28 protein-coding genes are annotated in these 26,726 nt (G+C 63.1%); 12 read left to right on the top strand and 16 right to left on the bottom strand.

Features of this window, described 5'->3' with window-relative positions; all coding sequences use genetic code 11:
• Positions 1–118 precede the first annotated feature (118 nt).
• On the top strand, positions 119–418 hold the full coding sequence (locus QA643_RS17740; RefSeq protein ID WP_283034373.1) for a DUF3572 domain-containing protein: 300 nt from the start codon (positions 119–121) through the stop codon (positions 416–418).
• Positions 419–593: 175 nt separating this feature from the next.
• On the top strand, positions 594–1,886 hold the full coding sequence (locus QA643_RS17735; protein ID WP_283034372.1) for a DNA polymerase IV: 1,293 nt from the start codon (positions 594–596) through the stop codon (positions 1,884–1,886).
• A 141-nt stretch (positions 1,887–2,027) separates the two neighbouring features.
• Here QA643_RS17735 and QA643_RS17730 read toward each other — a convergent pair whose 3' ends face one another.
• Positions 2,028–2,429 carry a RidA family protein gene (locus QA643_RS17730; RefSeq protein ID WP_283034371.1) on the bottom strand — a complete coding sequence of 134 codons (402 nt, stop codon included), beginning with the start codon at positions 2,427–2,429 and terminating at the stop codon, positions 2,028–2,030.
• 369 nt (positions 2,430–2,798) lie between these two features.
• Here QA643_RS17730 and QA643_RS17725 point away from each other — a divergent pair, with 369 nt between their 5' ends.
• Positions 2,799–3,680 carry an AraC family transcriptional regulator gene (locus QA643_RS17725; protein WP_283034370.1) on the top strand — a complete coding sequence of 294 codons (882 nt, stop codon included), beginning with the start codon at positions 2,799–2,801 and terminating at the stop codon, positions 3,678–3,680.
• A 30-nt stretch (positions 3,681–3,710) separates the two neighbouring features.
• Here QA643_RS17725 and QA643_RS17720 read toward each other — a convergent pair whose 3' ends face one another.
• From QA643_RS17720 to QA643_RS17690, 7 genes are all read right to left on the bottom strand, one after another.
• On the bottom strand, positions 3,711–4,004 hold the full coding sequence (locus QA643_RS17720; RefSeq protein WP_283034369.1) for a GYD domain-containing protein: 294 nt from the start codon (positions 4,002–4,004) through the stop codon (positions 3,711–3,713).
• A gap of 120 nt (positions 4,005–4,124) precedes the next feature.
• The gene (locus tag QA643_RS17715) at positions 4,125–4,889 is read right to left on the bottom strand and encodes a slipin family protein (protein ID WP_283034368.1); all 765 of its coding nucleotides are present in this window, start codon (positions 4,887–4,889) and stop codon (positions 4,125–4,127) included.
• On the bottom strand, positions 4,889–6,238 hold the full coding sequence (locus tag QA643_RS17710; RefSeq protein ID WP_283034841.1) for a nodulation protein NfeD: 1,350 nt from the start codon (positions 6,236–6,238) through the stop codon (positions 4,889–4,891). Before QA643_RS17710 ends, QA643_RS17715 begins: the two co-directional genes overlap by 1 nt.
• A gap of 132 nt (positions 6,239–6,370) precedes the next feature.
• Positions 6,371–7,471 (bottom strand): dihydrolipoamide acetyltransferase family protein, encoded by a 1,101-nt coding sequence (locus tag QA643_RS17705; protein WP_283034367.1) that lies wholly within the window; start codon positions 7,469–7,471, stop codon positions 6,371–6,373.
• Positions 7,472–7,490: 19 nt separating this feature from the next.
• Positions 7,491–8,471, bottom strand: a complete 981-nt coding sequence (locus tag QA643_RS17700; RefSeq protein ID WP_283034366.1) for an alpha-ketoacid dehydrogenase subunit beta — start codon at positions 8,469–8,471, stop codon at positions 7,491–7,493.
• Positions 8,464–9,564: a pyruvate dehydrogenase (acetyl-transferring) E1 component subunit alpha gene (gene pdhA / locus QA643_RS17695; RefSeq protein ID WP_283034365.1), complete on the bottom strand. Its 1,101-nt coding sequence runs from the start codon at positions 9,562–9,564 to the stop codon at positions 8,464–8,466. The genes QA643_RS17700 and pdhA overlap by 8 nt, the downstream gene beginning before the upstream one ends.
• Before the next feature lie 444 nt (positions 9,565–10,008).
• Positions 10,009–10,869 (bottom strand): cell envelope integrity EipB family protein, encoded by an 861-nt coding sequence (locus QA643_RS17690; protein ID WP_283034364.1) that lies wholly within the window; start codon positions 10,867–10,869, stop codon positions 10,009–10,011.
• 253 nt (positions 10,870–11,122) lie between these two features.
• Between QA643_RS17690 and QA643_RS17685 the strand changes: the two genes are divergently transcribed.
• The 4 genes from QA643_RS17685 (at position 11,123) to QA643_RS17670 (ending at position 14,181) form a co-directional block, all read left to right on the top strand.
• Positions 11,123–11,590 (top strand): RidA family protein, encoded by a 468-nt coding sequence (locus tag QA643_RS17685; RefSeq protein ID WP_283034363.1) that lies wholly within the window; start codon positions 11,123–11,125, stop codon positions 11,588–11,590.
• A gap of 15 nt (positions 11,591–11,605) precedes the next feature.
• Entirely contained in the window at positions 11,606–12,358 is a 753-nt protein-coding gene (locus tag QA643_RS17680) for a glycerophosphodiester phosphodiesterase family protein (protein ID WP_283034362.1), read from the top strand.
• 108 nt (positions 12,359–12,466) lie between these two features.
• Positions 12,467–13,708 (top strand): GNAT family N-acetyltransferase, encoded by a 1,242-nt coding sequence (locus QA643_RS17675; protein WP_283034361.1) that lies wholly within the window; start codon positions 12,467–12,469, stop codon positions 13,706–13,708.
• Positions 13,709–13,758: 50 nt separating this feature from the next.
• Complete coding sequence (locus QA643_RS17670) at positions 13,759–14,181, top strand: HIT family protein (protein ID WP_283034360.1); 423 nt, start codon at positions 13,759–13,761, stop codon at positions 14,179–14,181.
• A 3-nt stretch (positions 14,182–14,184) separates the two neighbouring features.
• On the opposite strand, the gene tsaA is transcribed toward QA643_RS17670, so the two are convergent.
• From tsaA to QA643_RS17645, 5 genes are all read right to left on the bottom strand, one after another.
• Complete coding sequence (gene tsaA, locus QA643_RS17665; protein ID WP_283034359.1) at positions 14,185–14,676, bottom strand: tRNA (N6-threonylcarbamoyladenosine(37)-N6)-methyltransferase TrmO; 492 nt, start codon at positions 14,674–14,676, stop codon at positions 14,185–14,187.
• A 7-nt stretch (positions 14,677–14,683) separates the two neighbouring features.
• Positions 14,684–15,655 (bottom strand): tripartite tricarboxylate transporter substrate binding protein, encoded by a 972-nt coding sequence (locus QA643_RS17660; protein ID WP_283034358.1) that lies wholly within the window; start codon positions 15,653–15,655, stop codon positions 14,684–14,686.
• Positions 15,656–15,714: 59 nt separating this feature from the next.
• Positions 15,715–16,059 carry an AzlD domain-containing protein gene (locus QA643_RS17655; RefSeq protein WP_283034357.1) on the bottom strand — a complete coding sequence of 115 codons (345 nt, stop codon included), beginning with the start codon at positions 16,057–16,059 and terminating at the stop codon, positions 15,715–15,717.
• Positions 16,056–16,799, bottom strand: coding sequence for an AzlC family ABC transporter permease (locus QA643_RS17650; RefSeq protein ID WP_283034356.1), 744 nt, complete (start codon positions 16,797–16,799; stop codon positions 16,056–16,058). The genes QA643_RS17655 and QA643_RS17650 overlap by 4 nt, the downstream gene beginning before the upstream one ends.
• A 218-nt stretch (positions 16,800–17,017) precedes the next feature.
• On the bottom strand, positions 17,018–17,971 hold the full coding sequence (locus QA643_RS17645) for a transglycosylase SLT domain-containing protein (RefSeq protein ID WP_283034355.1): 954 nt from the start codon (positions 17,969–17,971) through the stop codon (positions 17,018–17,020).
• A 229-nt stretch (positions 17,972–18,200) separates the two neighbouring features.
• Here QA643_RS17645 and QA643_RS17640 point away from each other — a divergent pair, with 229 nt between their 5' ends.
• Positions 18,201–18,557 carry a PilZ domain-containing protein gene (locus tag QA643_RS17640; protein WP_283034354.1) on the top strand — a complete coding sequence of 119 codons (357 nt, stop codon included), beginning with the start codon at positions 18,201–18,203 and terminating at the stop codon, positions 18,555–18,557.
• A gap of 90 nt (positions 18,558–18,647) precedes the next feature.
• On the top strand, positions 18,648–18,809 hold the full coding sequence (locus QA643_RS17635; RefSeq protein ID WP_283034840.1) for a DUF1737 domain-containing protein: 162 nt from the start codon (positions 18,648–18,650) through the stop codon (positions 18,807–18,809).
• 162 nt (positions 18,810–18,971) lie between these two features.
• Here QA643_RS17635 and clpA read toward each other — a convergent pair whose 3' ends face one another.
• On the bottom strand, positions 18,972–21,383 hold the full coding sequence (gene clpA, locus QA643_RS17630; RefSeq protein ID WP_283034353.1) for an ATP-dependent Clp protease ATP-binding subunit ClpA: 2,412 nt from the start codon (positions 21,381–21,383) through the stop codon (positions 18,972–18,974).
• Positions 21,384–21,658: 275 nt separating this feature from the next.
• Positions 21,659–21,991 (bottom strand): ATP-dependent Clp protease adapter ClpS, encoded by a 333-nt coding sequence (gene clpS, locus QA643_RS17625; RefSeq protein WP_283034352.1) that lies wholly within the window; start codon positions 21,989–21,991, stop codon positions 21,659–21,661.
• On the opposite strand from clpS, the gene QA643_RS17620 reads away from it, so the two are divergent.
• Positions 21,984–22,331 (top strand): hypothetical protein, encoded by a 348-nt coding sequence (locus QA643_RS17620; protein WP_283034351.1) that lies wholly within the window; start codon positions 21,984–21,986, stop codon positions 22,329–22,331. The two genes, clpS and QA643_RS17620, sit on opposite strands and share 8 nt — an antisense overlap.
• 167 nt (positions 22,332–22,498) lie before the next feature.
• Positions 22,499–23,881, top strand: a complete 1,383-nt coding sequence (locus QA643_RS17615) for a VWA domain-containing protein (protein ID WP_283034350.1) — start codon at positions 22,499–22,501, stop codon at positions 23,879–23,881.
• 87 nt (positions 23,882–23,968) lie between these two features.
• Here QA643_RS17615 and QA643_RS17610 read toward each other — a convergent pair whose 3' ends face one another.
• Entirely contained in the window at positions 23,969–24,307 is a 339-nt protein-coding gene (locus QA643_RS17610) for a phasin family protein (RefSeq protein ID WP_283034349.1), read from the bottom strand.
• Between the two features lie 401 nt (positions 24,308–24,708).
• Between QA643_RS17610 and QA643_RS17605 the strand changes: the two genes are divergently transcribed.
• A complete protein-coding gene (locus tag QA643_RS17605; protein ID WP_283034348.1) occupies positions 24,709–26,523 on the top strand; it encodes a serine hydrolase in 1,815 nt (604 codons plus the stop codon).
• Positions 26,524–26,726 lie beyond the last annotated feature (203 nt).

Genomic DNA, 26,726 nt, shown 5'->3' with positions numbered 1-26,726 from the left:
CGGTTAAATCGATGCGCCAAGTTTTACGCAGCGGTCCAATTATTGAACACACCACGTAGACTCGGGCATGATGGTTCCAAATTAGAGCCCAGAAGTTAACGGAAAGGCAAATCGTCTGTTGAAAAAGCCTGTTCACAACCCACGCGAAGTGGCTGAAATCGTTGCAGTTCAGGCGCTGAGTTTCATCGCCGGCGACCCCGAGCGGCTGGGCCTTTTTTTGGCCGAAACCGGCATCGGTCCGGAGACGCTGCGCACCGCGGCGGCGGATCCGCAATTTCTGGCCTCGGTGCTCGATTTCGTGCTGCGCGACGACACCACCGTGAAGGCGTTTGCGAACGCTTCGCAACTGCATCCAACCAACATCGCCGCGGCCCGCGAGGTGCTCGGCGACCCGCACTGGGAGCGCGACGTGCCGTGAGCGCACCGGCGCCAACACCAGTGCGGCGAATTTGAAGTTCCTACCAGACTCGCGGTAACCTCTTCGTAGGAACTTCAAATTCTCAAAGCCGCACTGGAAAACATAAATTTGCTGGTGCTCCTCATCATTCCGCAGTTCGCATAAGGTGGTGCGGCAGATGCGTGCGAACTGCGGAATGGGAGCACCAGATGGTCCGCGCGCCTTTTGCCGGGATTGTCTCGGCGACCTCGATATCAAGGTAAAGCGCTGCAGCGCGTGCGGTTCCCCGCGCCTCGTCCGCCACCACGCCCTGCCCGCGCTGACGCTGGCGCATATCGATTGCGATGCGTTCTACGCCACGGTGGAGAAGCGCGACAATCCGGAACTCGCCGACAGGCCCGTGATCATCGGCGGCGGCAAGCGCGGCGTGGTGTCGGCCGCCTGCTACGTCTCGCGCACCTACGGCGTGCGCTCGGCGATGCCGATGTTCAAGGCGCTGGAGCTCTGCCCGCAGGCGGCGGTGATTCCGCCCGACATGGCGAAATATGTCCGCGTCGGCCGCGAGGTGCGGCATGCCATGCAGACACTGACGCCGCTGGTGGAACCGCTCTCGATCGACGAGGCGTTCCTCGATCTTTCCGGCACCCAGCGCGTCCACGGAATGATCCCGGCCAAGGTGCTGGCGCGCTTTGCCCGCGACGTCGAGCGCGACATCGGCATCACCGTTTCGGTCGGCCTGTCCTGTAATAAATTCTTAGCCAAGATCGCCTCCGATCTCGACAAGCCGCGCGGCTTTGCTGCCCTCGACCAGGATGAGGCGAGAGAGATGCTGGCGGACAAGCCGGTCGGCTTCATCTACGGCGTCGGCCCCGCGACCCAGGAAAAGCTGCTGCAGCGGGGTTTTCGCAGCATTGCCGACCTGCAGCGCGCCGACGAGGTCGAACTGATGAAGCAGTTCGGTGGCGAAGGCCGGCGGCTTTGGCGGCTGGCGCGCGGCATCGACGACCGCAGCGTGATGCCGGACCGCGGCGCCAAGACAATTTCGAGTGAGACCACCTTTGAGACCGACATCCGGGATTTTTCGACGCTGGAACGGCTGTTGTGGCGGCTGTCGGAAAAAGTGTCGACGCGGCTGAAGAATGGCAATCTCGCAGGCTGCACCATCACGCTGAAGCTGAAGACCGCCGATTTCCGCCAGCGCACCCGCTCGCAATCGATCCAGGCGCCGACCCAGCTCGCCGCAAAAATCTTTGCGGTGTCGCGCGAAATGCTGGCGAAGGAAATCGACGGCACGGCGTTTCGCCTGATGGGTACCGGCGTTAGCGCGCTGCGCGAGGGATCGCGGAGCGACGACAGCGACATGCTCGACCGCCGCTCCGCCCATGCCGAACGCGCGATGGACGATTTGCGGAAGAAGTTCGGCAATGCCGCTGTTATCAGGGGCATTGCCTACAAGGGACCGGCGAAGGAAGACGAGAAGGAAGAGTAATCCGCTCTCTCCCCGTCATTGCGAGCCAACGGGTCGCGCGAATGCGCGCCCGATGACAGGCTCCGCGAAGCAATCCACCTCACCGCACGGGCATAGCTGGATTGCTTCGTCGCTTCGCTCCTCGCAATGACGGAGACGGCGTCAGTCCACCACGGCCACCGCCTCGATCTCGATCAGCCATTCCGGCGCCGCCAGCGCTGAGACGCCGACGAGCGTGCTTGCAGGCGGGTCCATGCCTTCAAAGAAGGCCGAGCGCGCCTTGCCGATGACGGGGCGAAGTTCCGGCTTGTAACCGACGACATAGGTCGTAATCTTCACGATGTCGCCATAGCTGGCGCCGGCGGCCTTCAGCGCCAGGCCGATGTTGGTCATCACCTGCGTGGTCTGCGCGGCGATATCGCCCTCGCCGACCACCCGTCCCTCCTCGTCGGTGGAGACCTGCCCCGAGAGATAGATGGTGCGCGCGCCGGAAGCCGTGACGGCGTGGGAGTAAGCCGGATTGTTGTGAAGTCCGCTCGGTCGAAGTTTCTCGATCTTGCTCATGTTTGCGCCTCCCTGACGTGCGTGATGAGCAGCAAGCGTAGCCGGGTCCGGCGCTCTCGGCCAGCGCTCTCGCACAGGCAAGGCCGTAGGCTCTTAAGCGCGCCGTCACGGCCGCAACGAGGCGAGCTGGAACATGGCGAGAAAATGGCGGCGAGTTTGTCATGGCGTATGGCGGAACGGCGGAAAGTGCTTCAGCTTGGAAAAGAACCGCTCGATCAGATTGCGCTCGCGGCAGAGCCTCTCATCCATAAATTGGGCGTGCCCGTAAACCGTCCTTGGCGATGAACTGCGAGCGTGACAAACCGCAAGATCGGTCGAGCACGTCATGTCTACGTACGCTTAACTGGTGCTGCCACGAAGGAAAGAACGATGAAGGCGGCGCTTCAAAACTACCATGCCCGGATGCAGCGGGTGCTGGATCACATAGACCGGCATCTGGACGACGATCTGGACCTGGACGCGCTGAGCAGCGTCGCAGCCTACTCGAAATATCATTTCCACCGGCAGTTCACGGCGACCTTCGGTCTGTCCGTGCATCGCTATATCCAGCTCGCCCGCATGAAGCGCGCTTCGTACCGGCTGGCCTACGGGGATGCCCAAAGCGTCACTGATATAGCGATGGATGCCGGTTACGATGCACCGGATGCCTTCGCCCGCGCCTTTCGGCAACGGTTCGGGCAATCCCCTTCGTCGTTCCGGAAGTCTCCCGACTGGGAGCCGTGGCTTGCGGCCTTCGGGCCTCTCGACAACGCCAGGAGCAAGCTCATGCAGAGAACTTTTACTACCGACGACGTGACGATTCGTGATGTGCCTGCCACGCCGGTGGCGATCATGGAGCATCGGGGCGACCCGGCGACGCTCGGCGCCACCATCCAGCGGTTTATCACGTGGCGCAAGGCCGCTGGCCTGCACCCCAAGACAAGTCCGACCTTCAATGTCTGGCGTTCCGAGCGGCGTCCTGCGTCGCCTGCCGATTATAGCGTGGACCTTTGTGTCGGGACCGACCAGCCGATCGAGACGAACGGCGAGCAGGTCAGAGCCGGCGAGATCCCAGGCGGACGTTGCGCAGTGCTGCGCGTCGTCGGCAACACCGACAATCTGGAACCCGCCGCACTCTACCTTTATCGCGACTGGCTTCCGGCCAGCGGCGAGGAAACACGCGACTTCCCGATCTATTGCCAGCGGCTTTCGTTCTTCCCGGACGTGCCGGAACATGAGGCGGTCGCGGAGCTGTTTTTGCCGCTGAGGTAATGACCGCTGACGGCAGCCTGTCCGCCGCCGTCAGAGCATCTTCTCGACAACCTTCGTCATGTCCGCCGCCGAGAAGGCTCGCAACGACTCGGTGCGAACATTGCCCAAGGCGCCAAGACTCAAACTAAGCGTCATGGCGGCAAATTCGTCGGGCGCCTCGAGGATTGTCACAACGTCATACCGACCCTGGGTCCAGAACAGCTCTTTTACGGTCACTCCGAAGGTCTCGGCCGTCTTCTTGAAAGCCTCGGCCCGCCTCGGCGATTCCTTGGCATTGCGGATTCCCTGGTCGGTGAAGTTGCCAAGTACAACATAAGTTGCCATCGTGGCTCTCCCTGGTTGTCAGATGCCGCCGAACCTTCCAACCGAATGTTCGGCGGCATCGATCAGCGCTCCCGGCCCTTCGGTCGGCAGCAGCAAATGGCTTTCGACAAACGACCACAGTCAAGTCGCTTCGCTCCGCCTCCCTGTCACATGGCCGAGCAAGTCCATCGGCAGCGGAAACACCACGGTCGAGGATCGCTCGCCGGCAATGTCGTGCAGCGCCGCGAAATAGCGCAATTGCATCGCCTGCGGCTCCCGCGCCAGCGTCAGGCCGGCCTCGACGAGCTTCTCGGCGGCTTGCTGCTCGCCCATCGCATTGATCACTTTGGCGCGCCGCAACCGCTCCGCCTCGGCCTGCTTGGCAATCGCGCGCACCATGGTTTCATTGAGATCGACATCCTTGATCTCGACGGTGGTGACCTTGATGCCCCAGACATCGGTCTGCTGATCGAGGATCTCCTGGACGTCGGCGTTAAGCCGGTCCCGTTCGGCAAGCATCTCATCCAGTTCGTGCTTGCCCAGCACCGAGCGCAGTGTGGTCTGCGCCAGCTGGCTGGTCGCGGACATGTAATCGCCGACCTTGATGATGGCGCGCTCGGGATCGATGATGCGGAAGTAAAGAACGGCATTGACCTTCACTGAAACGTTGTCGCGCGAAATCACGTCCTGGGGCGGCACGACCTGCACCATCACCCTGAGATCGACCTTCACCATCTGCTGCACGACCGGAATCAGGATGATGAATCCCGGACCCTTCACACCGGTGAAGCGACCGAGCGTGAACACGACGCCTCGCTCGTATTCCCGCAGGATGCGAATGGCGGAGGACAGAAACAGGACCACGGCGATCGCCAGCGCCCCATAAGTCAAGTAATCAAGCATCATCACGTACCTCCTTTGCGGGCGGTCAGTACCGGCCGGCGTACGACGAGCGTCAAATCGACGACGTTGGCCACCTCGACCACGTCACCGGGCTTGAAGGTTTCGGTGCCGCGGGCCTGCCAGCGCTCGCCCTGGGTGAAGACGTGGCCTTCGCTCTCGGACCAGTCGAGGATTTCGGCTGACAGCCCGCGCATGGCTTGCGCGCCGAGCCGTACGGGACCTTTTCGAGCGCGCCAAAGCGAACCGAGTACGACCAAAATCAAGCCGATAAATATCGCCGCCGCGATGCCGATGGTCCACCATGACAGGTGGTATCCGGGCGCTTCGATCTCGAACAGCATCACTGCTCCGAGCACGAATGCGATGATCCCGCCAAGACCGAGCACCACGGTCGGGTTGAAGGCTTCGATGACCAGGAGCGTGATCCCTAACAGGATCAGGCCGAGGCCCGCATAGTTGATAGGCAGCATATTGAGCGCATAAAGGCCTAGCAGCAGACAGATCGTGCCGATCACTCCGGGCGCGACCGCACCAGGCGAAGAAAGTTCGAAAATCAGGCCGTAGATGCCGACCAGCATCAGAATGAAAGCAATGTTGGGATCGGTGATCACCCTGAGAAATCGTACGATCCATCCAGCATCCATCGCTTCACGCGCGGCGTCCCTCGTCGCCAGATGCCGCGTCTCGCCCGCGATCTCGACCGCGCGACCATCGATCTGCCTGAGCAGTTCGTCCTGATCGCGCGCGATGAGGTCGATGACTTTCTCCTGCAATGCGGCATTGGCGGAAAGACTGGCGGCCTCCCGCACCGCCTTCTCCGCCCAATCGGCATTGCGGCCGCGTAACTCGGCAAGACTGCGGATCAAGGCGACGGCATCGTTGGTCGCCTTCGCCATCATAGAGTCCTTCGTCTTCGGCTTCTCGTCCTTGCCGTCCTTCTTCTCCTTGTCGCTCTTGTCAGGGGTAGCGTCCGGCAGGCCCGGCAGCGGTCCGCCAATCTGCACCGGCGTCGCCGCTCCGAGATTGGTGCCCGGCGCCATCGCCGCGATATGCGTGGCGTAGAGGATGTAGGTTCCGGCGCTGGCCGCATGGGCCCCGGACGGCGCAACGTAGCCGATGACGGGCACGCGCGAGGCCAGCACGTCTGCGATAATCTCGCGCATGCTGGTTGCGAGGCCGCCCGGCGTATTCATGCGCAGAACGACAACCTCGGCACGCCGCTCGGCTGCCTTGGTCAGCGCGTCTTTGACGTAACGGGCCGTCGCCGGTCCGATCGCTCCGTCCACGGAAATAGTCAGCGCGAGCTTGCCGTCGTTCTCCCCCGCCGCGGCGGCAAGGGAGGAAACAGCCAGGGCTACCGCGGCGGCGACCGCAGCAAGAGTCGCCTGTACGTTCTGCACAGCAAGGACTCCCTTATCGAAATGATATGGAGGTATCCTTGTCGAATCTCAATATGCCCATACAGCCCCGCCCGCGCGGCTGTCTCACGAAAACTGCTCAAGGTCCGCCTTGAGCGCTACCAGGAAGCGAGCAGCTTCGCCGCCTGTCACGACGCGATGGTCGAAAGTCAGCGACAATGGCAGCACGCGCCTCACCGCCGGCTGGCCTCGGTACGCAACCACCCCTTGGGTAATCCGACCGGCGCCTATGATCGCCACTTGTGGCGGTACGACGATCAGACTTGCGAAACGGCCTCCGATCATCCCAAAGTTCGACAGTGTAATCGTCGCTCCGCGCAGCTCTCCCGGAGGTATCGAGCGCGCGACGGCGTCAGCCCGCATCCGGTCAAGCCCGGTCCGCAGGTCTGATACATCCCGCTCTGCGACATTGCGCAACACAGGAACGATAAGGCCGCCCCCGGTATCAACGGCGATGCCGAGATCGATGCGATCGATCAGACGCCGTTCACCCGCGCCGGAATTGTACCAGGCATTGAGCGCAGGCTCAGCCTTGCAGGCGGCAGCGATCGCGCGCACCAGTCGGATCGTCACATCCTCACCGGTTCGCCAATCGTCGATATCGGCCTCATCGGTGACACCGGCCGGGACGATCTCGGCATGAGCCGCCGTCATGCGCTGGGCCATCGCGCGCCGCAAACCGCGCAAGGGTTCGGCAGGCCCGCTTTGGGACAAACTCCTTGCAGCACGTTCTACATCCCCACGCGTGATGGTGCCGTCGGGGCCGGTGGCTTCGACGAGATCGAGATCGACATCGAGCTTGCGTGCGAGCGCACGTACCGCCGGAAAAACCTGCCCCTTCTGTTCGGCCGTTCGCCTGGAAGGTGTTGCTGCTGCAACCAGTGACTCGCCAGGGCCTAGTTCGCCGACGATTGTACCGGTATCTTGCTCGGGACCTTCAGCAAACTCCACGAGTGGCGCGCCGACCTTGACGACATCTCCCTTGGCGCCGAACAGGTGCTGGATACGTCCGCTCGACGGCGACGGCACTTCGACGACGGCCTTGTCAGTCTCGACGGAAACCAACGGCTGATCGGTGACGACGTGATCGCCTTCGTTGACATACCAGTTCACGATCTCCGCCTCTTCGAGGCCCTCTCCCAGATCCGGCAATACGAACTGGCGCATGGGACAAGTCCGCTGGAAATCAACTGTACTGGCAGGCCTTTCGCGCGGCCGTGACGATACGACCGACCGATGGCATCATATGCTGCTCAAGCCGCGCCATCGGAATCACCGTGTCGTAGCCCGTGACGCGAGCCACAGGTGCGAGCAGCGAAGTCAGGGCTCGCTCGGCGATCAGCGCGGCGATCTCGGCTCCGAATCCGCCGGTGCGCGTCGCCTCGTGCACAATGACGCAACGTCCGGTTTTTGCGACCGAACCGAGCACCGTGGCTTCATCGTAGGGCTTGAGCGTGGCGAGATCGATGACCTCGGCGGCGATGCCGTCAGCAACCAGCGCGTCGGCCCCCGCCATGGTTTCCTTCAGCATCGCACCCCAGCTTATCAGCGTGACGTCACGGCCTTCCCGCAGGACAAAGGCGACATCCAGCGGCAAGGCCTCGCCGTTGTCGTCCACTTCGCCTTTCGCCGCGCGGTAGATGCGGGTCGGCTCCAGAAACACTACCGGATCGGGATCGCGGATCGCGGCGAGCAGCAGTCCGTAAGCACGCTCCGGCGACGAGGGAATGACAACGCGCAAGCCGGGAATATGGGCGAGCATCGCCTCGGTGCTTTCGGAATGATGCTCGGGGGCGCGAATGCCGGCGCCATGCGGCGTGCGCAGAACCATTGGACAGGTGAGCCGCCCCTGGGTGCGGTTGCGGATTCGGGATGCGTGGTTCACCAATTGATCGATGCAGGGATACAGAAATCCCATGAACTGGATCTCGCCAACAGGCTTCAACCCTTGCGCCGCCATGCCAACGCAGAGCCCGCTGATCAGGAGTTCGGCAAGCGGCGTATCGAGGACGCGCTCCGGGCCGAAACGCGCTTGCAGCCCCACGGTCGCGCGGAAGACTCCCCCATTGATGCCGACATCTTCGCCGAGCACGACGACATCAGGATCATCCTCCATCGCGCGGGCGAGCGCCAGATTGACGGCTTCGACCAACGTCACCTCAGACATCGCCATCTCCCGCAAGTTCACGGCGCTGCGCGGCGTAGACCTCAGGCAGATCGGCATAGAGATGATCGAACATGGATTCGGGCCGGCGTGGCTCGGTTGCCAGGTAGCGCTCGACCGCCGCCTCGACGCGCTCATGACACTCCGCGGCGAGCTGTTCTTCCTGCGCCTTGCTCCACATTTTTTGACCGACGAGATAGCTCCTCAGGCGCGTAATCGGCTCTTCCTTCCAGCGAGCCTGGACTTCGTCAGCCGAACGATAGCGTAGCGCATCATCGGAGGTCGTGTGATCGCCGAGCCGGTAGGTGACCGCCTCGATGAAGCGCGGGCCCTGGCCGTCACGGGCGGCGGCGATGGCAGCTTCGGCCGCGGCGCGTATCGCCACAACATCGCTGCCGTCCACCTCCTCGCCGATAAAGCCAGCCGCAATGGCTTTCTGCGCCAGTGTTTCGCAACCGGTCTGTAGCCGCAACGGGACCGAAATAGCCCATTGATTGTTGGTGGCGACGAACACGACCGGCAGCTTGTGCACCCCGGCGAAATTCATCGCCTCGTAGACGTCACCCTTCGAGGTGGCGCCATCGCCGAACATGCACACGGCGACACGCGGCTGCTTGCGCAGCTTGAAGGCATAGGCAACGCCCGCGGCTTGCGGCGCCTGCGATCCCACTGGAACGCAGAACGGGAAATCCTCGAGAGGTCCAGAGAAGCAATTGCCGCGCTCGTCCCCACCCCAGAACAGCAGAATTTCCTCGAGCTTGACCCCTCGCCAGATCAGCGCGCCATTGTCACGATAAGAGGGCAACAGAACGTCCTCTTCGCGCATCGCACTGGCTACGCCAACCGATACCGCCTCCTGGCCGAGCGAAACGGCATAGGTCCCAAGCCGGCCGGTGCGCTGCAATGCAACAGCCTTTCGGTCAAAGTTGCGCAGCAGCATCATCGCTCGATAGAGCGCAGTGAGGAGGCCGGCATCGGAGGCGAATGCGGGGAGCGGCCGCTTAATCGAGCCGTCAGGCGCGATATAATTGCGGTGGCGCACCTCAAAGCGCGCGATGACCGGAAGTCCTCCGTCCGCCATTTTTTTGCTGGCCACGTCCTCGCTCCCGGAGCGATTCTGCATCCCACAATTCGTAATTGGTGCTGGTCCGGAACAATACAAGATGGACGCGCCCATCTCGCATGTCCGTTGCTGCACCGCGCTCGCGGGCGGCCTTTACCATCGTGGAAACGGCACCATTCAGTCATATATTAAAAGGCATGGCAAATGGTCACGTTGTCCTCGTAACAACTGAACCGTTGGGAGGCGGTGCGCCCGTTCGCTCGGTCTACTATGTGGCTGAACGCGACCCGGCAAAGGCCGAGGCAGTTATCGCAGCAATGATGGCCCCGAACGAAAGGGTCGAAGCCTGGGGGCCGCTTCCGGAGCCAGCAGTCAAAGCGCTCGGATTGAAGCCCGGCGACTTTACGCGCGGATGAAATCAACTGAACGTTTGAGACGCCCCCGCGCAGTCTCCCGGCGCGCGGTTCGACGGAGCCGTCATTTGCACGGCTTGGCGTCCCGGACGTCGAAGCGGCCCATCGCGCCGGCGATCACGAAATCGTTGTAATCGAGCACCAGCGCGCGGGAGACGCCGTTCTCGAACAATTCGAACGACATCGCGTAGACCGGCGTCTGCTCGCCTTCCTTCGCCTTGGCGTCGCGGTCGTAATAGCTCACGGTCACCGGCCAGCGGGTCAGCGCCTTCATCTGGTCGTTGTCGGTCGACGGATCGGGCGTCGTGATGTTGCGGGTGCCCGGGATCGGCTGCCCGATCACCGAGAGCGTGTTGTAGACCTTCTCGCCATTATCGGAGCCGTCATAGACCATCAGCTCCAGCACCGATTTGCCTTCGCGGGCAGCGGCGATGATGTGCTGGATCTGCTCGGTCGGAAACACGATCTTGCCGTCGAGGTCGAACGTCTTGTTGACCGGCTGTTTCAGCTTGACCTTGATACGGTCGCCGACCCGCTCCGCGATGCCGTCGACCGGCGGGGACTCGGCGTCGTTCATCCGCGTGTCGATCTTGAAGCGATAGCTCTTGCCGGCTCCGTCCTCCCAGGAATGCGAACGCAGATCGCTCAGCGTCAGCTTGCCCTCGCCGCTGTCGAGTTCCGATACCTGGCGGAAATCGGATGTGTAGCCTTCGCAGGCGCTGCCCGAGAAATTGTAGAGGATGCGGCCGCGCGCGCCTGAGATCGCATTCGTTCCGCGCGACTTGACCAGCTTCAGCTCGTAGAGCGCCTGATGGGAGAGAAACGGCCCGCCGGCGCCGGCCAGCGCCGGTTCGCCTCCGAAGGGTGAGAGCACAACAGCCGCAGCCGAGAGCACCAAAGCACGAACCGGAAACGAGCGAGCCATGTCCTGTATTTTCCTCGATGGAGATTCGCTACATTAGTGATGGCTCCATTGCGTCGCAACTAGGGCACGCTCCGGAAACGCGGGAATTTGACGCCGGGAAGGCTTGCTTTCCGGCACTTTTACGGGGATTTGCGCTCGCCAATGGTGGCGCGCCGGTAAATTCTGCCTCGCTTGCAACAAGCGGCGCGATGCGCGAAACAGTGCGGCCTGATCGCGGGTCAGAAACAGTCACATCTCAAGTGGGGACAAGAACATGGCGGGTACGGTCGAACAGAAGCTGGCGGAAAAAGGCATCGTGCTGAACGAGCCGCGCACCCCCATGGCGAACTATGTCGGCTTTGTCCGCTCCGGTAATCTGCTGTTCGTCTCCGGCCAGGTCTGCGCCAATGCGGAAGGCCAGCTGATCGCCAAGGGCAAGCTAGGGGCCGGCGTCACCATCGAACAGGGTTATGCGGCGGCCCAGGGCTGCGGCGTCAACCTGCTGGCTCAGGTCAAGGCCGCGCTCGGCGACCTCGACAAGGTCGTGCGCGTGGTCCGGCTTGGCGGCTTCATCAATTCCGCGCCCGACTTCCTCGACGGCCCGAAGGTGCTCAACGGCGCCTCCGACCTGATGGTCACCGCCTTCGGCGACAAGGGCCGGCACGCCCGCACCACCGTCGGCGTCGCTTCGCTGCCCGCCGATGCCGCCGTCGAGGTGGACGCGATCTTCGAAGTGGCCTGAGCGGAGCGCCTTCCCATGCGCGCGCCGGACTGGCTGACGGCTCGGCCGGTCGCCCATCGTGGCCTGCACGACATTTCCCGCGGCATCGTCGAGAACATGCCCGCCGCCGCGCAGGCCGCCGTCGACGGCAATTTCGCCATTGAATGCGACATCCAGCTGTCGTCCGACGGCGAAGCGATGGTGCATCATGACAATGCGCTCGGCCGCCTCACCGAGGGCTCCGGCGCGCTGCTCGGCAAGACCGCCGCCGAGCTCAAGGCCGTCACGTTCAAAAACACGCCGGAGCGGATGATGACGCTCGGCGACCTCTGCGCCCTCGTCGCGGGCCGCGTGCCGCTGGTAATCGAGGTCAAAAGTCATTTTGACGGCGACCGCCGGCTGGTGAAGCGGATGGCGGAGGTGCTCGCCGCCTATGACGGCCCAGCGGTCGGCATGTCCTTCGATCCGGACCAGGTGGTGGCGCTACGCGAATTGATCCCCGGCCGCGCCCGCGGCATCGTGGCGGAGCGCGAATATACCGCCGAAGAATGGCCGGAAGCCTCTGCCGAACAGCGCCGCGGCATGACGCATCTGCGCCATGCGTTCAGAAGCCGGCCGCATTTCGTCGCCTATTGGGTGGACGAATTGCCCGCCGCGGCGCCCTGGATCGCGCACAACATCTTCGGCCTGCCGCTCTTGACCTGGACCGTGCGCACGCCGGAACAGCGCGCCCGCGCCGCGCGCTATGCCGACCAGATGATTTTCGAAGGGTTCCTGCCGGGAACCTGATGCGCGGCCGCCCACCTTGAACTCGCGCCGCCGATGCACGATCTTTGCAGGGGCGTTGGTCACCATGGCGATGGCTGATCGCATGATGGGACCGGTTTGAATTTCTAGATGGCATCATCCGAAATCACCCTCGAAGCCGTCCCCTCCGCCACCGACATCCCGGCTGCGGAATGGGACGCTTGCGCCAATCCGGCCGGCGACCCAAACGGGCTCGAACAGCTCGATACGCTGGCCCCGCGCGAGATCCACTCCTGCGCGGTTTCAAAGCCGGCCTATAACCCCTTTGTTTCGCACGCGTTTTTCGCAGCCGCCGAGGCCTCGGGCTCGGCCAGCCCGCGCACCGGCTGGGCGGCCCGGCATCTTCTGGCGCGGCTTGGCGGCGACATTGTCGGCGTCGTGCCCTGCTATCTGAAATCGCACTCGCAGGGCGAATATGTCTTCGACCGCGGCTGGGCGGACGCCTATGAGCGCGCCGGCGGGCGCTATTATCCGAAGCTGCAGGTTTCGGTGCCGTTCACGCCGGCGACCGGACCGCGGCTGCTGATCCGCGACGGCGTCGACCGCGAGCAGATCGGCTCGGCACTTGCGCGCGGGCTGATGGCGCTGTGCGACGCCACCGGCGCCTCCTCCGTGCACGTGACGTTTGCCCGCGAGGCGGAAGCAAAGCTGTTGGGGGCGCACGGCTTCCTGCAGCGGAACGACCAGCAGTTTCACTGGCACAATGAAGGTTACGCCACGTTCGACGATTTCCTGACCTCGCTGAACTCGCGCCATCGCAAGGCGATCAAGCGCGAACGGCGCGAGGCGATCTCGGCCGGGATCACGATCCACCATCTGACCGGCAGCGACATCACCGAGGAAGCCTGGGACGCCTTCTTCACGTTCTACATGGAGACCGGCTCGCGAAAATGGGGCCGGCCGTACTTGACGCGAAAATTCTTCTCACTGATCGGCGAGAGCATGAGCCGCGACGTCCTCCTGGTGATGGCCAGGCGCAACGGCCGCTGGATCGCCGGCGCCATCAATTTCATCGGCTCCGATACGCTGTTCGGCCGCAACTGGGGCGCGGTCGAGCACCACCCCTTCCTGCATTTCGAGGTCTGCTACTACCAGGCGATCGATTTCGCGATCCAGCGCGGCCTGAAAATCGTCGAGGCCGGCGCGCAGGGCGAGCACAAGCTGGCGCGCGGCTATCTGCCACAAACCACCTACTCCGCGCATTTCATCGCCGATCCCGATCTACGCCGAGCGATTGCCGATTACCTCAAGCGCGAGCGCGCCTATGTCGCCGAGGTCGGCCGCGAACTGACGGAAGCCGGACCGTTCCGCAAGACCGCCGACGAAGCTTGACCTGCCCGGCGAGCGACGTGAAATTGAGACGAACCCTGAGGGAAGAAGCCATGCCCGCCTACGACACCAACAACCCCTTCGCAAAAATTCTGCGCGGCGAATTCTCCTGCCACAAGGTCTATGAGGACGAGCATGTGCTGGCGTTTCTCGACATCATGCCGCGTTCGCCCGGCCATACACTTGTTATCCCGAAGGCGCCCGCCCGCAATATTCTCGACATCGCGCCCGACGACTACGCCCACGTCGCCCGCGCCGTCCACAAGATCGCCGCCGCCGCGATGAAGGCCTTCAACGCCGACGGCATCACCGTGCAGCAATTCAACGAACCGGCCGGTGGCCAAGTGGTGTTTCACCTGCACATGCACGTAATGCCGCGCCATGACGGCGTCGCGCTATTGCCGCCCGCCAGCCGCAAGGAAGATGTGAAGGTGCTGGAGGAAAATGCGACCAAGCTGGCCGCGGCGCTGGGGTGATCCCTACTCCGTCTGGAAATCCCCCGGCTGCGGGGGCGCCAGCGGGGTGAACTCGCAGCGGTCGGGCTTGACGTCGAGGAGCGGCGTCTCGTCGAGACAATCGAGGCCGCGCACCAGGATGGCATTGCCCTCGATCTTCACGAATTTCACGATCGAGGTGCCGATCGGGTTCGGTCGCACCGGCGAGCGCAGCGAGAAGGTGCCGCGGGTTTTCTGGTTGTTCTTCGGGCTTTGCAGCACCATGTCACGGCGCGACTGGTGCAGCCAGTAGATCACTTCGAGGTTTTCGTAGAAGTCGACGCCCTTGATCGCGGGCACCCAGGGTTCGAAAATTTCGAGCCTGCAGACCGGGCCGTCATGACGGCCCTGCCGCGGCGTCTCCAGCCGTGACTTCCAGGGCGTGCGGATGCGGCCGATGAAGACCAGCCCGGCATCGCGGGCCGGCGGCATGTCGACAATGACTTCGCCCTCGCGTACTTCGCTTTCTCGAACCATTCTCGATTTAATCCAGTGAAATGTTGAGCGCTTTTATCACGCCCGCCCACCGCGCGCGATCGGTCGCGACGAATTTATCGATCTCGGCCTGGCTCTGCGGCCGCAGCGGCGGGAAGCCGACCTTGTCGAGCGAGGCGCGGAACGCATCGTCACCGAGCGCCTTGTTGAGGCCGGCAGTGAGCTTCTGCGCGATATCGTCAGGCAATTTGGCCGGCGCCGCCACACCATACCAGACGCTGACGCCATACTCCGGATAGCCGCTTTCGGCCATGGTGGGAACGTCGGGCAGTTCAGGAATCCGCTGCGCCGAGGAGACCGCCAACGGCCGCAGCAAGCCGCCCTTGACCGGCGGCAGCGCAGTGCCGAGCGTGTCGAACATCAACTGGATGTTGCCCGATAGCAGGTCGGTCAGCGCCGGCCCCGCGCCCTTGTAGGCGACATGGACCATGTCGACGCCGGTCATCTGCTTGAACATCTCTCCGGCCAGATGAATGGTGCCGCCGGTACCCGCCGATCCGAAATTCAGCTTTCCCGGATTCTGCTTGGCGTAGGCTATGAACTCGGCAACCGTCTTGGCAGGCACGGAAGGATGCACCTCCATCACCACGGGCAGGTCCGTGACCAGCGCGAGCAGGCGGAGATCTTTCTGCGGGTCGTAGGGAAGTTTCTTGTAGAGCAGCGGGTTGAGCACGAAGATCGAGGCCGCCGTGAAGAACAGCGTGTAGCCATCGGGCTCGGAACGCGCCGCCGCCTCCGCGCCGATCGCGCCCTGCGCGCCGGCCTTGTTCTCGACCACGACCGCCTGCTTCAAATCGCGGGCCAGATATTCGCCGACCATGCGTCCCAGCACATCGGTCGGCCCGCCCGCGGCATAGGGCACGATCAGCTTGATCGGCCGCACCGGATATTCCGCTGCATGGGCTTGCGGCATCGCGAAGACCAGCGCGCAGGCCAGCGCCGGCAGTTTCAGCCAGTTCATTTGCGTTTCCTCGGCGTTTCTTATGCGCAGGACAGTAGCCGATTATCGGCTGCCTGCAATCAACCGAGCCACCACTTCCCGGCCACCAGAAACACCTCACCTGCGACCACGCCGGCAAAGATCGAGCGCCGCGTCAGCATGAACACCGCAAAGCCGCCCGCGACTGCGCCATAGCGCAGCCAGTCCGGCACGCCGGCCAGCGCGCCCGGCGGCTGCACCAGGATCTGCGCGATGACGCCGGCGAGGATCGCGGTCGCCACCGCCCTCACCCACACCAGGATTTCGGAGCCTTCATCGACGCTGGCGCCGAACCACAGCCCGGCCATGCGCCAGATCTCGTTGGGCAGGAAGCCCGCAAGGACCAGCACCAACAGTGCATGGGGACTGCCGAAGAATTCGCTCATGCCCGCGCCCTCTCCCGCCACCAGTGCGCGCCGTAGGCGATGGTACCGGCGGTGATACCGCTGATCAGGATGTCGACGCCGGTATGCAGCATCGAGATCAGCGGAAACAGCGCGAGCCCCAACACCAGCGCCAGCACATCGGATATCTCCTTGCAGTTGCGCGCGGTCGACAGCAGGAACGCCAGCGGCGTCAGCAGCAGGATCGCGGCTGCAAACAGCGGCGGCAGGTTGGCGGCGAGGCCATAGCCGAGCGTGGTCGCGACCATGCAGACCATGAGAAGCCCGCAGCCGAGCCCGTGCGTGAACGCGATGCGCCGCTCGCGCGGCACTTTTGGCAGCAGCCGGTAGCACTCGACCCACAATGTCACCGCGATGAAATGCGTCACCAGCATGAGATGCCGGCGCCTCGTCCTGGGCGTCTTCACCAGCGGCAGCACCGAGACCACCATCGGAAACAGCCGGATGGCGCTCAACGTCACCGCAACCGCCGCCTGCACCGCGGTTGCGCCGGAGCCCAGCGTCGAGATCAGGATGATCTGCGCCGGCCCGGCCCAGACCAGCACCGTCGAACCGAGCACCCAGCCGAGGCTGAAATGGCTGTCATGCGCAAGCGCGCCGATGCCGAGATAGGTCGCAAACAGCACCAGCGTCAGCACGGTGGAGGCAACCGAACTCATGCCCCACGCGAAGGCGCGGATGGGGCTTTTCCATTGGGGGGAAGAGAGTGGAGGTAGCGCCACGGGCGACCGGGATCAGAGTGAGAGTCTCACGGGCATAGGGCGGGCGAAAGCAGCCTGCGTCAACCAAGCGCGGCTCAGGGCGGCTATGCAATCAGTTGCCTTTGTCATTCCGGGATAGTCCGAAGGACCAGACCTCAGGTGCGCAATTGCGCACCGGGGAATCTCGAGATTCCGGGCTCGATGCTGCGCATCGCCCCGGAATGACGGAGCTAGTAGCTTCACCCCGCCACGCCCCTGTTCCTCAGCACAAAACACGCCCCGCCGGCTTTTCGGATGCTGTTGCAGAGGCCGTCGGCTTCGCCGCGGGTGTCGGCGCCGAAGCGCACCTGGTAGAACGTCGCCGGGCCGCGGCTGCGCAGGCGCGAGGTGAGGATCGAGGGGTCGCGATTGCCGATCACGCTCGAAAGGCGCGAGACCGCGCGGCCATACATCGCCAGCGCCTTGTCGCGGGAAAAGCCGGCGGCGAGTTGCACGCCCCATAACTTGGCGGCGGCGAGCGTCACGCGCTGCTCCAGCCCGGCAACAAAGGGATTGGGCGCCTGCTTCAGCAATGCCATCAATTCGCGGCAGCTCGATGCCCGGCGTGGTTCGGGCGCCTTGCCCCTCTTCTCCGCCTTCGCCCAATCCTCCACCGTGGAGCCGGTGATGGCGAGCACATAGTTGCGCGTCTCCTGCGGCATCGGCCCGGTGCCGGCAAGCCATTCCTGCACCCGGCGCGGGCCGGCATTGTAGGCCGCCGCGGCGAGGCCGAGATTGCCGAACTGCTCGCGCAGCTCGGCCAAGAACTCCGCGGACTTCGGCAACGCCTGCACCGGATTGAGGGGATCGAGCAAACCGCGTTCGCTGGCCGTGCCAGGCATGAATTGCGCAATGCCCTGCGCGCGCTGGCCGCTGCGCGTCACCGGCCCCACCGCGTCCGGCTGAAAGCGGCTTTCCTGCCAGATCACGCGCGCGAAAAACTCCAGCGGCAGGTTCGACTCCCGCGCCGCCGATTCGATCATCAGGCACATCGCCTCGCGCGCCCCGCTTTCGCGCGCCGATGCATCCACCTTTTGAATTGCCACTGCGCTCGAGCGCGTGGCCTCGCCCGCGTCCTCAGCCGGCGCCTTCGCCGAGGCGGACAACAGCAAGACCGTGCAGGATAGGGCGCGAAGCAACCGTCCTCTTGGCATGGCAATCTGCACTCCGAGAGCGCGTGGCGATCAAAACGTCCGTTAACGATCGTCGCTTGCAGGTGGATCCGCCGCCGGGCGAAATGCCGCGTTTTGCGCTGCAATTGCCTCTAATTCCGCGCCATCGGCGCCGCCGTTAATTTACGTTAATGCCGCATTTTGCCCTCGCCGGACTTTTTCGCACAACAAAGCGCGGTAAAAGTCTCCTCACTTTGTTGGGAGACTTTCAATGCAGGACCGGCGCGAGAGCGTGCGCGATAAGGTGATGTATGGCGGCGTCGCCGAAATCGGCGAACGCGGCACGACGCACGAATGCATCGTCCGCAACATCTCCGACAAGGGCGCGACCATCGAGTTCAGCAATGACTTCCAGTTGCCCAGGGAGCAGCTTTCGCTGCGCATCGCGCGCAAGGGCCGCTCTTTTCTGGCCAAGGTGATCTGGTGGCGCGACAATTTCGTCGGCGTCGCATTCAGGGGCGAAAGCCCGGCCCCGCCCGCCTCCGATCTCGAAGAGCGGCTGCGCCGGAGCGAGATCAAGAAGCGACAGCTCCAGCGCCGGATCGACGAGCTGCTCGGCGAGCGCTGAACGCCTGCGGCGATACGTGATACAACAGACAGCCTGCACTGCCGCAGCCACCACGGTGGAGTTCGCATGTCTACAAAACCGCCAGATGACCTGCCCGTCTATCGCCTCCTGACCGGCAAGGATGACGCCACCTTCTGCCGGCGCGTTTCGGAGGCCATCGAGCTCGGCTACGTCTTGTACGGCTCACCCGCCCTGACGTTCAACGGCGAGCATGTCGTGGCCGCCCAGGCGCTGGTCTGGCCGGGCAGCTAGAGCATGATCCGGAAAAGTGGGTACCGGTTTTCCGAAAAGATCATGCTCAAAACAAAGAGATGACCGACGAGCATGATTCAACGCAGTTGAAACTTGCTCTAGGCACAGCAAAAAGCCGGCGGTCTTGCGACACGCCGGCTCTTGGTTTCGAATTGAAGCCGCTTACACCTTGACCAGCGGCCCCTTGGAGGCCGGCCCCTTGGAGCCGCCACCACCGCCGCCATTGTTGGGACCGCCCGACTTCGGCTTGCGCTTGCGCGCCACCGGCAGCTTCTCCGGCTTCGGCGTGACCGGGCCCTCGACGAACTCGAAGCCGATCTTGTCCTTGTTCTCGGCATCCTTGACCAGCACGACGCGGACGTGGCCGCCGCCCTTGAGCTGACCGAACAGCACCTCGTCGGCCAGCGGCTTCTTGATGTGCTCCTGGATCACGCGGGCCATCGGCCGCGCGCCCATCTGCTCATCATAGCCATGCTCGATCAGCCAGGCCTTGGCGGGCTCCGACAGCTCGATGGTGACGTCGCGGTCGGCGAGCTGCGCCTCGAGCTGCAGCACGAACTTCTCGACCACCATGCCGATGACGTCGGCGTTGAGGTGGGCGAACGAGACGATCGCGTCCAGCCGATTGCGGAATTCCGGCGCGAACTGGCGATTGATCGCCTCATGGTCGTCGCCTTCCCGCTTGTTGCGCGTGAAGCCAAACGCCTGGCGCGCGAGGTCGGCGGCGCCCGCATTCGTGGTCATGATCAGGATCACGTTGCGGAAGTTGACCTGCTTGCCGTTGTGGTCGGTCAGCCGGCCATGATCCATGATCTGCAGCAGCACGTTGTAGAGATCCGGGTGCGCCTTCTCGATTTCGTCGAGCAGCACCACGCAATGCGGATGCTGGTCCACGCCGTCGGTCAGAAGGCCGCCCTGGTCGAAGCCGACATAGCCGGGAGGCGCGCCGATCAGGCGCGACACCGTGTGCCGCTCCATATATTCGGACATGTCGAAGCGCAGCAGCTCGACGCCGAGCGAGGCCGCAAGCTGTTTTGCAACCTCGGTCTTGCCGACGCCGGTCGGGCCGGAGAACAGGTAGGAGCCGATCGGCTTCTCCGGCTCGCGCAAGCCGGCGCGCGCCAGCTTGATCGACGCCGAGAGCGACTCGATCGCCTTGTCCTGACCGAACACGACGCGCTTAAGCGTCTGCTCGAGATGCTTGAGCACCTCGGCATCGTCCTTCGACACGCTCTTGGGCGGAATCCGCGCCATGGTCGCGATCGTCGTCTCGATCTCCTTGATGCCGATGGTCTTCTTGCGCCGGTTCTCGGCGACCAGCATCTGCGCCGCGCCCGACTCGTCGATCACGTCGATCGCCTTGTCCGGCAGCTTGCGGTCGTGAATGTAGCGCGACGACAATTGCACCGCCGCCTCGATCGCCTCGTTGGTGTATTTCAGCCGATGGTAGTCCTCGAAATAGGGCTTCAAGCCCTTGAGGATCGCAATGGCGTCTTCCACCGTCGGCTCGTTGACGTCGATCTTCTGGAAGCGCCGCACCAGCGCGCGGTCCTTCTCGAAATGCTGACGATATTCCTTGTAGGTCGTCGAGCCCATGCAGCGGATCGTGCCCGACGCTAGCGCCGGCTTGAGCAGGTTGGAGGCGTCCATCGCGCCGCCTGACGTAGCGCCCGCCCCGATCACGGTGTGGATCTCGTCGATGAACAGGATGGCGTTTGGATGCGCCTCCAGTTCCTTCAACACCTGCTTCAAGCGCTCTTCGAAATCGCCGCGGTAGCGGGTGCCGGCCAGCAACGTGCCCATATCGAGCGAGAATACGGTGGCAGCGGCCAGCACTTCCGGCACCTCGGAATCGACGATGCGCTTGGCGAGGCCTTCGGCGATCGCGGTCTTGCCGACGCCGGCTTCGCCCACGAACAGCGGATTGTTCTTCTGCCGGCGGCACAGCACCTGGATCGCCCGGTTGATTTCGGAATTGCGTCCGATCACCGGATCGATCTTGCCGTCGCGCGCCTTCTTGTTGAGGTTGACGCAATAGGTTTCGAGCGCCTCGCCCTTCTTCTTGGCGTCCTCGTTGCCCTTGGTCTCGGTCTCCTCGTCGACGCCGCGAACGGGCCGCGCTTCGGAGACGCCCGGCCGCTTGGCGATGCCGTGGCTGATATAGTTCACAGCATCATATCGCGTCATGTCCTGCTCCTGCAGGAAGTACGCAGCGTGGCTTTCGCGCTCCGCGAAAATCGCGATCAGCACGTTGGCGCCGGTCACTTCTTCGCGACCGGAAGACTGGACGTGAATCACCGCGCGCTGAATCACGCGCTGGAATCCGGCGGTCGGCTTGGCGTCGTCGGCGCCATCAGTCACCAGGTTTTCGAACTCGGTCTCGAGATAGTTGACGAGGCTGGTGCGCAGCTTGTCGAGATCGACGCTGCAGGCACGCATCACCGCCGCCGCATCCGAGTCATCGATCAGCGACAGCAGAAGATGTTCGAGCGTCGCATATTGGTGATGACGCTCGTTTGCAATCGCCAGCGCACGATGCAGGGATTGTTCAAGGCTTTGGGAAAAAGTTGGCATTCGCGTCCTCTATGGCCCCCGGTCATCATGATCGCCATTACCCGGTGAGGCAACAACAACCTTCGTCATCCCCTGTCACATAGTGTCATATAGTTACAAACGATCGTGGCGAAAGACTGGTTCCGCAAGCGTGGTTTTCCTCTAAATTCCCGACCACACCTGCGCCACGCGGCTACCCCTCCCCCGAAAAATTACCGGGAATACGATCGGCTTCCGTCAGCAATCAATGCAAGACCCGTTCCTCGTCTAGCGGCCGGGTCGCGCGCCGTGCGCCGCTACTTCTTTTCCATCACGCATTGCAGCGGGTGCTGGTGCTTGCGCGCGAAATCCATCACCTGCGTGACCTTGGTCTCGGCGATCTCATAGGTGAACACGCCGCACTCGCCGATCCCATGATGATGGACATGGAGCATGATCTTGGTGGCCGCCTCGACGTCCTTCTGGAAGAATTTCTCCAGCACGTGAACGACGAATTCCATCGGCGTGTAGTCGTCGTTCAGGATGAGGACACGGTAGAGGTTCGGCCGCTTCGTCTTCGGCTTGACCTTGGTGATGACCGACGTCGACGGCCCGCCGGTTCCGCTGTTGCGGTTCTCGTCATTGCTCATTCGCGGAGCAGAAGCAGATGACGTTGCCGGCACGGACGAACAAGCTTTGAAGGTTGACTGCAACATGGCTCAGGCGTTCGAGATTCCAAAAGGGGTGACCGGACAGCGCATACCAGCGTACCCGCGGGTCGGCTCTGCCGTGAGCCGCCGCCAAGTACCCGGCAACGCCTTTTTCCAGATCGCCGCTCCCGATCCGACCCGTGGCCGGATCGGCACCTGGAATATGGGTCCGCCGCCTGATCGCCGCAAGCGCGTTGACACCGCCCTTGCGCGCTCCTCGGCCAGCCCGATTCCCGGCTCGGCTATCCGCTTCAAGGTTAATCGTTTCTGCCGGATTTGACAAAGGACCCGTGGCCCCGTTTAGGCGCGGTTGAGGATACCGGTCGCTTTTTGGCGGCCGGTCCGGCGATGCAGCGGCTTTGACCCGTTTTTGGCGGAACCGGTTTACCGCCTGTTTAGCGGCATCGGGCGGAAATGCCCGCAGAAATCACATCTGCGGTGAAAGCCATGCTCGATACACACGTTTTCGGTCGCATTCGCGCGGCCGGCCGTCGGTTCGCCGGCGCCAATGAAGGCAACATCGCTATCCTGTTTGGAATCGCGGTCATTCCGATCATCAGCTTCGTCGGGGCCGCGGTCGATTATACCCGCGCCAACAACGCCCGTTCCGCGATGCAGGCCGCCCTCGACTCAACCGCCCTTATGCTGGCGAAGGACCTGACCGAGGGCACGATCAACACCTCGCAGATCGCGGACAAGGCGGACGCGTATTTCAGGGCCCTCTTTACCAACAACGAAACCAAATCGATCGCGATCACGGCGAGCTATACGCAGCAATCCGGCAACGGGTCGACCATCGTGGTCAACGGGTCCGGCAATATCGAGACCGGTTTCATGCGGGTCGTCGGCTTCCCGACCATGGACTTTAAGAGCAGCTCCACCTCGGCCTGGGGCAACGTCCGGATGCGGGTGGCAATGGTGCTCGACGTAACGGGATCGATGGCCAGCAGCGGCAAGATGCCGGCGATGCAGACCGCCGCCAAGGCACTGGTCGATCAGTTGAGCGCGCTGCAAAAGAATCCTGGTGACATCTATATCTCGCTGGTTCCCTTCGCCAAGGACGTCAACATTGGCAGCAGTTTCTACAATTCGAGTTGGATCGACTGGTCGATCTGGGACACTCAGTCCGCGACCAACACCTGGGGCACCTGCAGCAAGAACACCTACACAGACCGCGCGACCTGCAAGTACAACGGCAAAACCTGGACACCGGACCGTACCAAGTGGAACGGCTGCGTCACTGACCGCGACCAGGACTACGACACCAAGAATACGGAGCCGACGTCCAGCAATGCGCCTACGATGGTTGTGGCTGAAGAGTACACCTCAGGGAGTACGAACTACTGCAAGATCGGCAGTTCGTCCTACGTGCAGCCGGTCGTGCCGCTCAGCTCCAACTGGTCCTCGCTCAAGACGGCGATCGACAACCTCGACCCGACAGGCAACACCAACCAGGGCATCGGACTGGCTTGGGGTTGGCTGACGCTCGGCACCACCGCGCCGTTCAATGCCCCGGCCAAGGACACTAGCAACTATTCCTACAAGGAGGCGATCGTCCTCTTGTCGGACGGCCTGAACACGCAGAATCGTTGGTACACGAGCGCCTCTTCGATCGACGCCCGTCAGAAGATCCTGTGCGCCAACGCCAAGGCGGCGAACATCACAATCTACACGGTCCAGGTCGATACCGGCGGGGATGGCGAGTCTGCCGTGCTCAAGCAATGCGCCAGCGGTACGGATAAGTACTTCCACATCACCGACCCCAACCAAACCTTGTCCGTGTTCAACTCGATCGGCCAATCGCTGGCCAAGCTGCGCGTCTATAAATAAACGCGAGCGCAAGAAGAAACGAGCCAAGAAAAAAGCCCGGCCGCAACGGCCGGGCTTTTTGTTGTCTTTTCTCGGAAAGCGAACGGCTTAGTGTCCGGCCGAGGTGTACTTCGAGACCAGGCCTTCGTAGGGCTTGAACGTCTGCTTGGCGAGATCGGTGTAGAGGCCCGCGATCTTCTGCGCTTCCGCAACAAAGGATTCGTAGGACGAGCGCGCGAATTCCGTCTGCGCCTCGAGCGCCTTGTCCAGCGACTTCACGCCGGAGAGCTTCTCGACGAACGACTTGGTATCTTCGAACGACTTCTTGGCGTAGTCGCCGTAGGCGGTCGCAATCGCCTGAACGCCGCTCTGCAGGTTGCTCGCGGAAGCGGCAACCGTTTCAAGATGCTCTTTGCCGTAGTTCTGAATGTCTTCAACCTTGACCATCAATGGAGTCCTTTCCCAGACTGCAGGTGCAAACCGATTGCCGGGAGGTCCCGGCTCCCTGACACATCACATATATGTGCACTGCACAATAAAGTCAAGAATTGTTGTGCGTCGCACAAATGTGGCGTATTAGCGGAAAATCCCAGGGTCTTACGCAACGCTTAATTAATCTTTTGGAAACTCGCTCCGCCTAACCTGATTCCTGGACATGTTCGCCTTCCGACAGACGACATGAATGTCGTTTGTGAACAGCAACTTAGCTAGAACAGCGACCTGATCGGCCGAGCCGGCCATCCATCAAAGCCGGACCGGCACTTCGAACGGGAAAGCATCAGCGGCCGTTGGGCACAATTTTGCCTCACGAGCCGGTGATCAAGACAGAAATTGGGACGGGGAAGTAAATGCTTCGTACAACCTTGGCTTCCTCACGCGCTTTGCGCGTGTGCGCCCTCGGACTGATTACCTTCACGACCACGATCCTGATCTCGAGCGAGAGCGCCGAAGCGCGCCGCTACAAGCACCGCCGCCACCATCACGTCGTGCGGGAAAGCTACAGTCCGCAATTCTCCTCGATCATCGTCGACGGCAATTCCGGCGCCGTCCTCAGCTCCAACAACCCCGACGGTATCCGGCGCCCGGCATCGCTGACCAAGATCATGACGCTCTATCTGCTGTTCGAGCGTCTCGAATCCGGCAAGATGAAGCTCGACACCGAAATGGACGTGTCCGAGCACGCCTCCGAACAGGCGCCGACCAAGCTTGGCTTAAAGCCCGGCCAGACGCTGCGGGTCGAGGACGCCATCAAGGGCTTGGTGACGCGTTCCGCCAACGACGCCGCCGTCGTGATCGCCGAGGCCATCGCCGGCGATGAAACCGAATTCGCCAGGCTGATGACGCGCAAGGCGCGCGCACTCGGCATGAGCAAGACTACCTATCGCAACGCGTCCGGCCTGCCCAACGACGAACAGCTGACCACCGCACGCGACCAGGCCACCCTCGGCCGCGCGATTCAGGACCGCTTTCCGCGCTACTACCGCTATTTCGCGACCTCGGTGTTCAATTATCGCGGACAGGCGATCCGCAATCACAATCGTCTGCTCGGCAATGTCGAAGGCATCGACGGCATCAAGACCGGCTACACCCGCGCCTCCGGCTTCAACCTCGTCAGCTCGATGCGCCGCGGCAACCGGCACCTCGTCGGCGTCGTGCTGGGCGGCCGCAGCGGCGGCTCGCGCGACTCCATCATGCGCAACCTGCTCGCCGAGAACCTGGACAAGGCCGCGACCAAGCGCACGGTTGCCGCGATCACCGAGCGCAATCCTTCCGCTGACGGCGCCGTCGACGTGGCGGAAGCCGAAACCGCGCCTTCGCGGGTGATGGCTGAGGTAGCCCAGTCCGAGCCAGCCATGCCAACGACCCGCTCGATCGGGCCGGCAAAGCCGTCGCTGATGGCCGCCGCCGCCGCGGCTCTTCCCGCGCCGCCCGCCAAGGTCGAGCCGCAGGCCAAGCCCGAACCGGCCCCGCTGACCAGCGGCGTCATCCAGACCCAACAAATCTCGGCGATCCCGGGCTCGGCCGAACCGATGAAGCCGGTCAAGGTCAAGACCGTTCAGGTCAAGGCCGGCCCGATGAAACTGGCGGCCGCCGGACCCTCGCAGCCGGTAGCCCCGCCAGTCACCAACGCCATTCCGGCGCGTCCCGAAGTCGCCGAAACCTCCAGCGCCGTCGTCGAAAAGGCCGCGGAGACCAAGGCGGAAGCTGCCAAGGAAGCCCTCCGGGCAGCCATGCCGCCGCAGCCGGCAGGTCACGGCACCGGTAACGGCGTGCTCGGTGTGTTGCCTGCTTCTAGCCTGACGCAGGCGCCCTCAACGACCCCGCACACGCAGGCGCTCGCCTTTGCCGATCCGGCGCCGCGGGCGCAGCCCGTGGCCGCGCCGCCGAGCGAGGCGGCCAAGCCGGCGGTGGTACGCACCGGCTGGATCGTCCAGGTCGGCGCGCTCGAAAGCGAAAACGAAGCCAAGCAGCGGATCGATCTCGTCCGGAGCAAGGCGAGCAGCCTGCTCAGCAAGGCCGAGCCCTTCACCGAAACCGTCGTCGCCAAGGATCACCGCACGCTCTACCGCGCCCGCTTCGCCGGTCTCGACCGCGATCAGGCTGAAGCCGTGTGCAAGGCCCTCAAGCGCGCCGACATCTCCTGCATGACCGTTCGCAACTGATCACGATTTTTCTTTTGGAGTTCGCAAAGCCGGCGCCGCAAGCGCCGGCTTTGTTGTTTTCCAGGCACAGCAGCGGCGACGCGCGCGTGATCTTGCACAACGCGCCAAACGAAAACTTCTCGTCAAGAATTTGCCGCTAGGTTCCTTGCAACGAAGAGATCGACCACGCCGGACAACGGCGGGCGATACGGGGCCTCAATCAG

The sequence above is a fragment of the Bradyrhizobium sp. CB3481 genome, assembly GCF_029714305.1.
GTDB lineage: Bacteria > Pseudomonadota > Alphaproteobacteria > Rhizobiales > Xanthobacteraceae > Bradyrhizobium.
The sequence above is the reverse complement of the archived record's forward strand: the minus strand, read 5'-3'. Positions and strand labels throughout refer to the sequence as shown.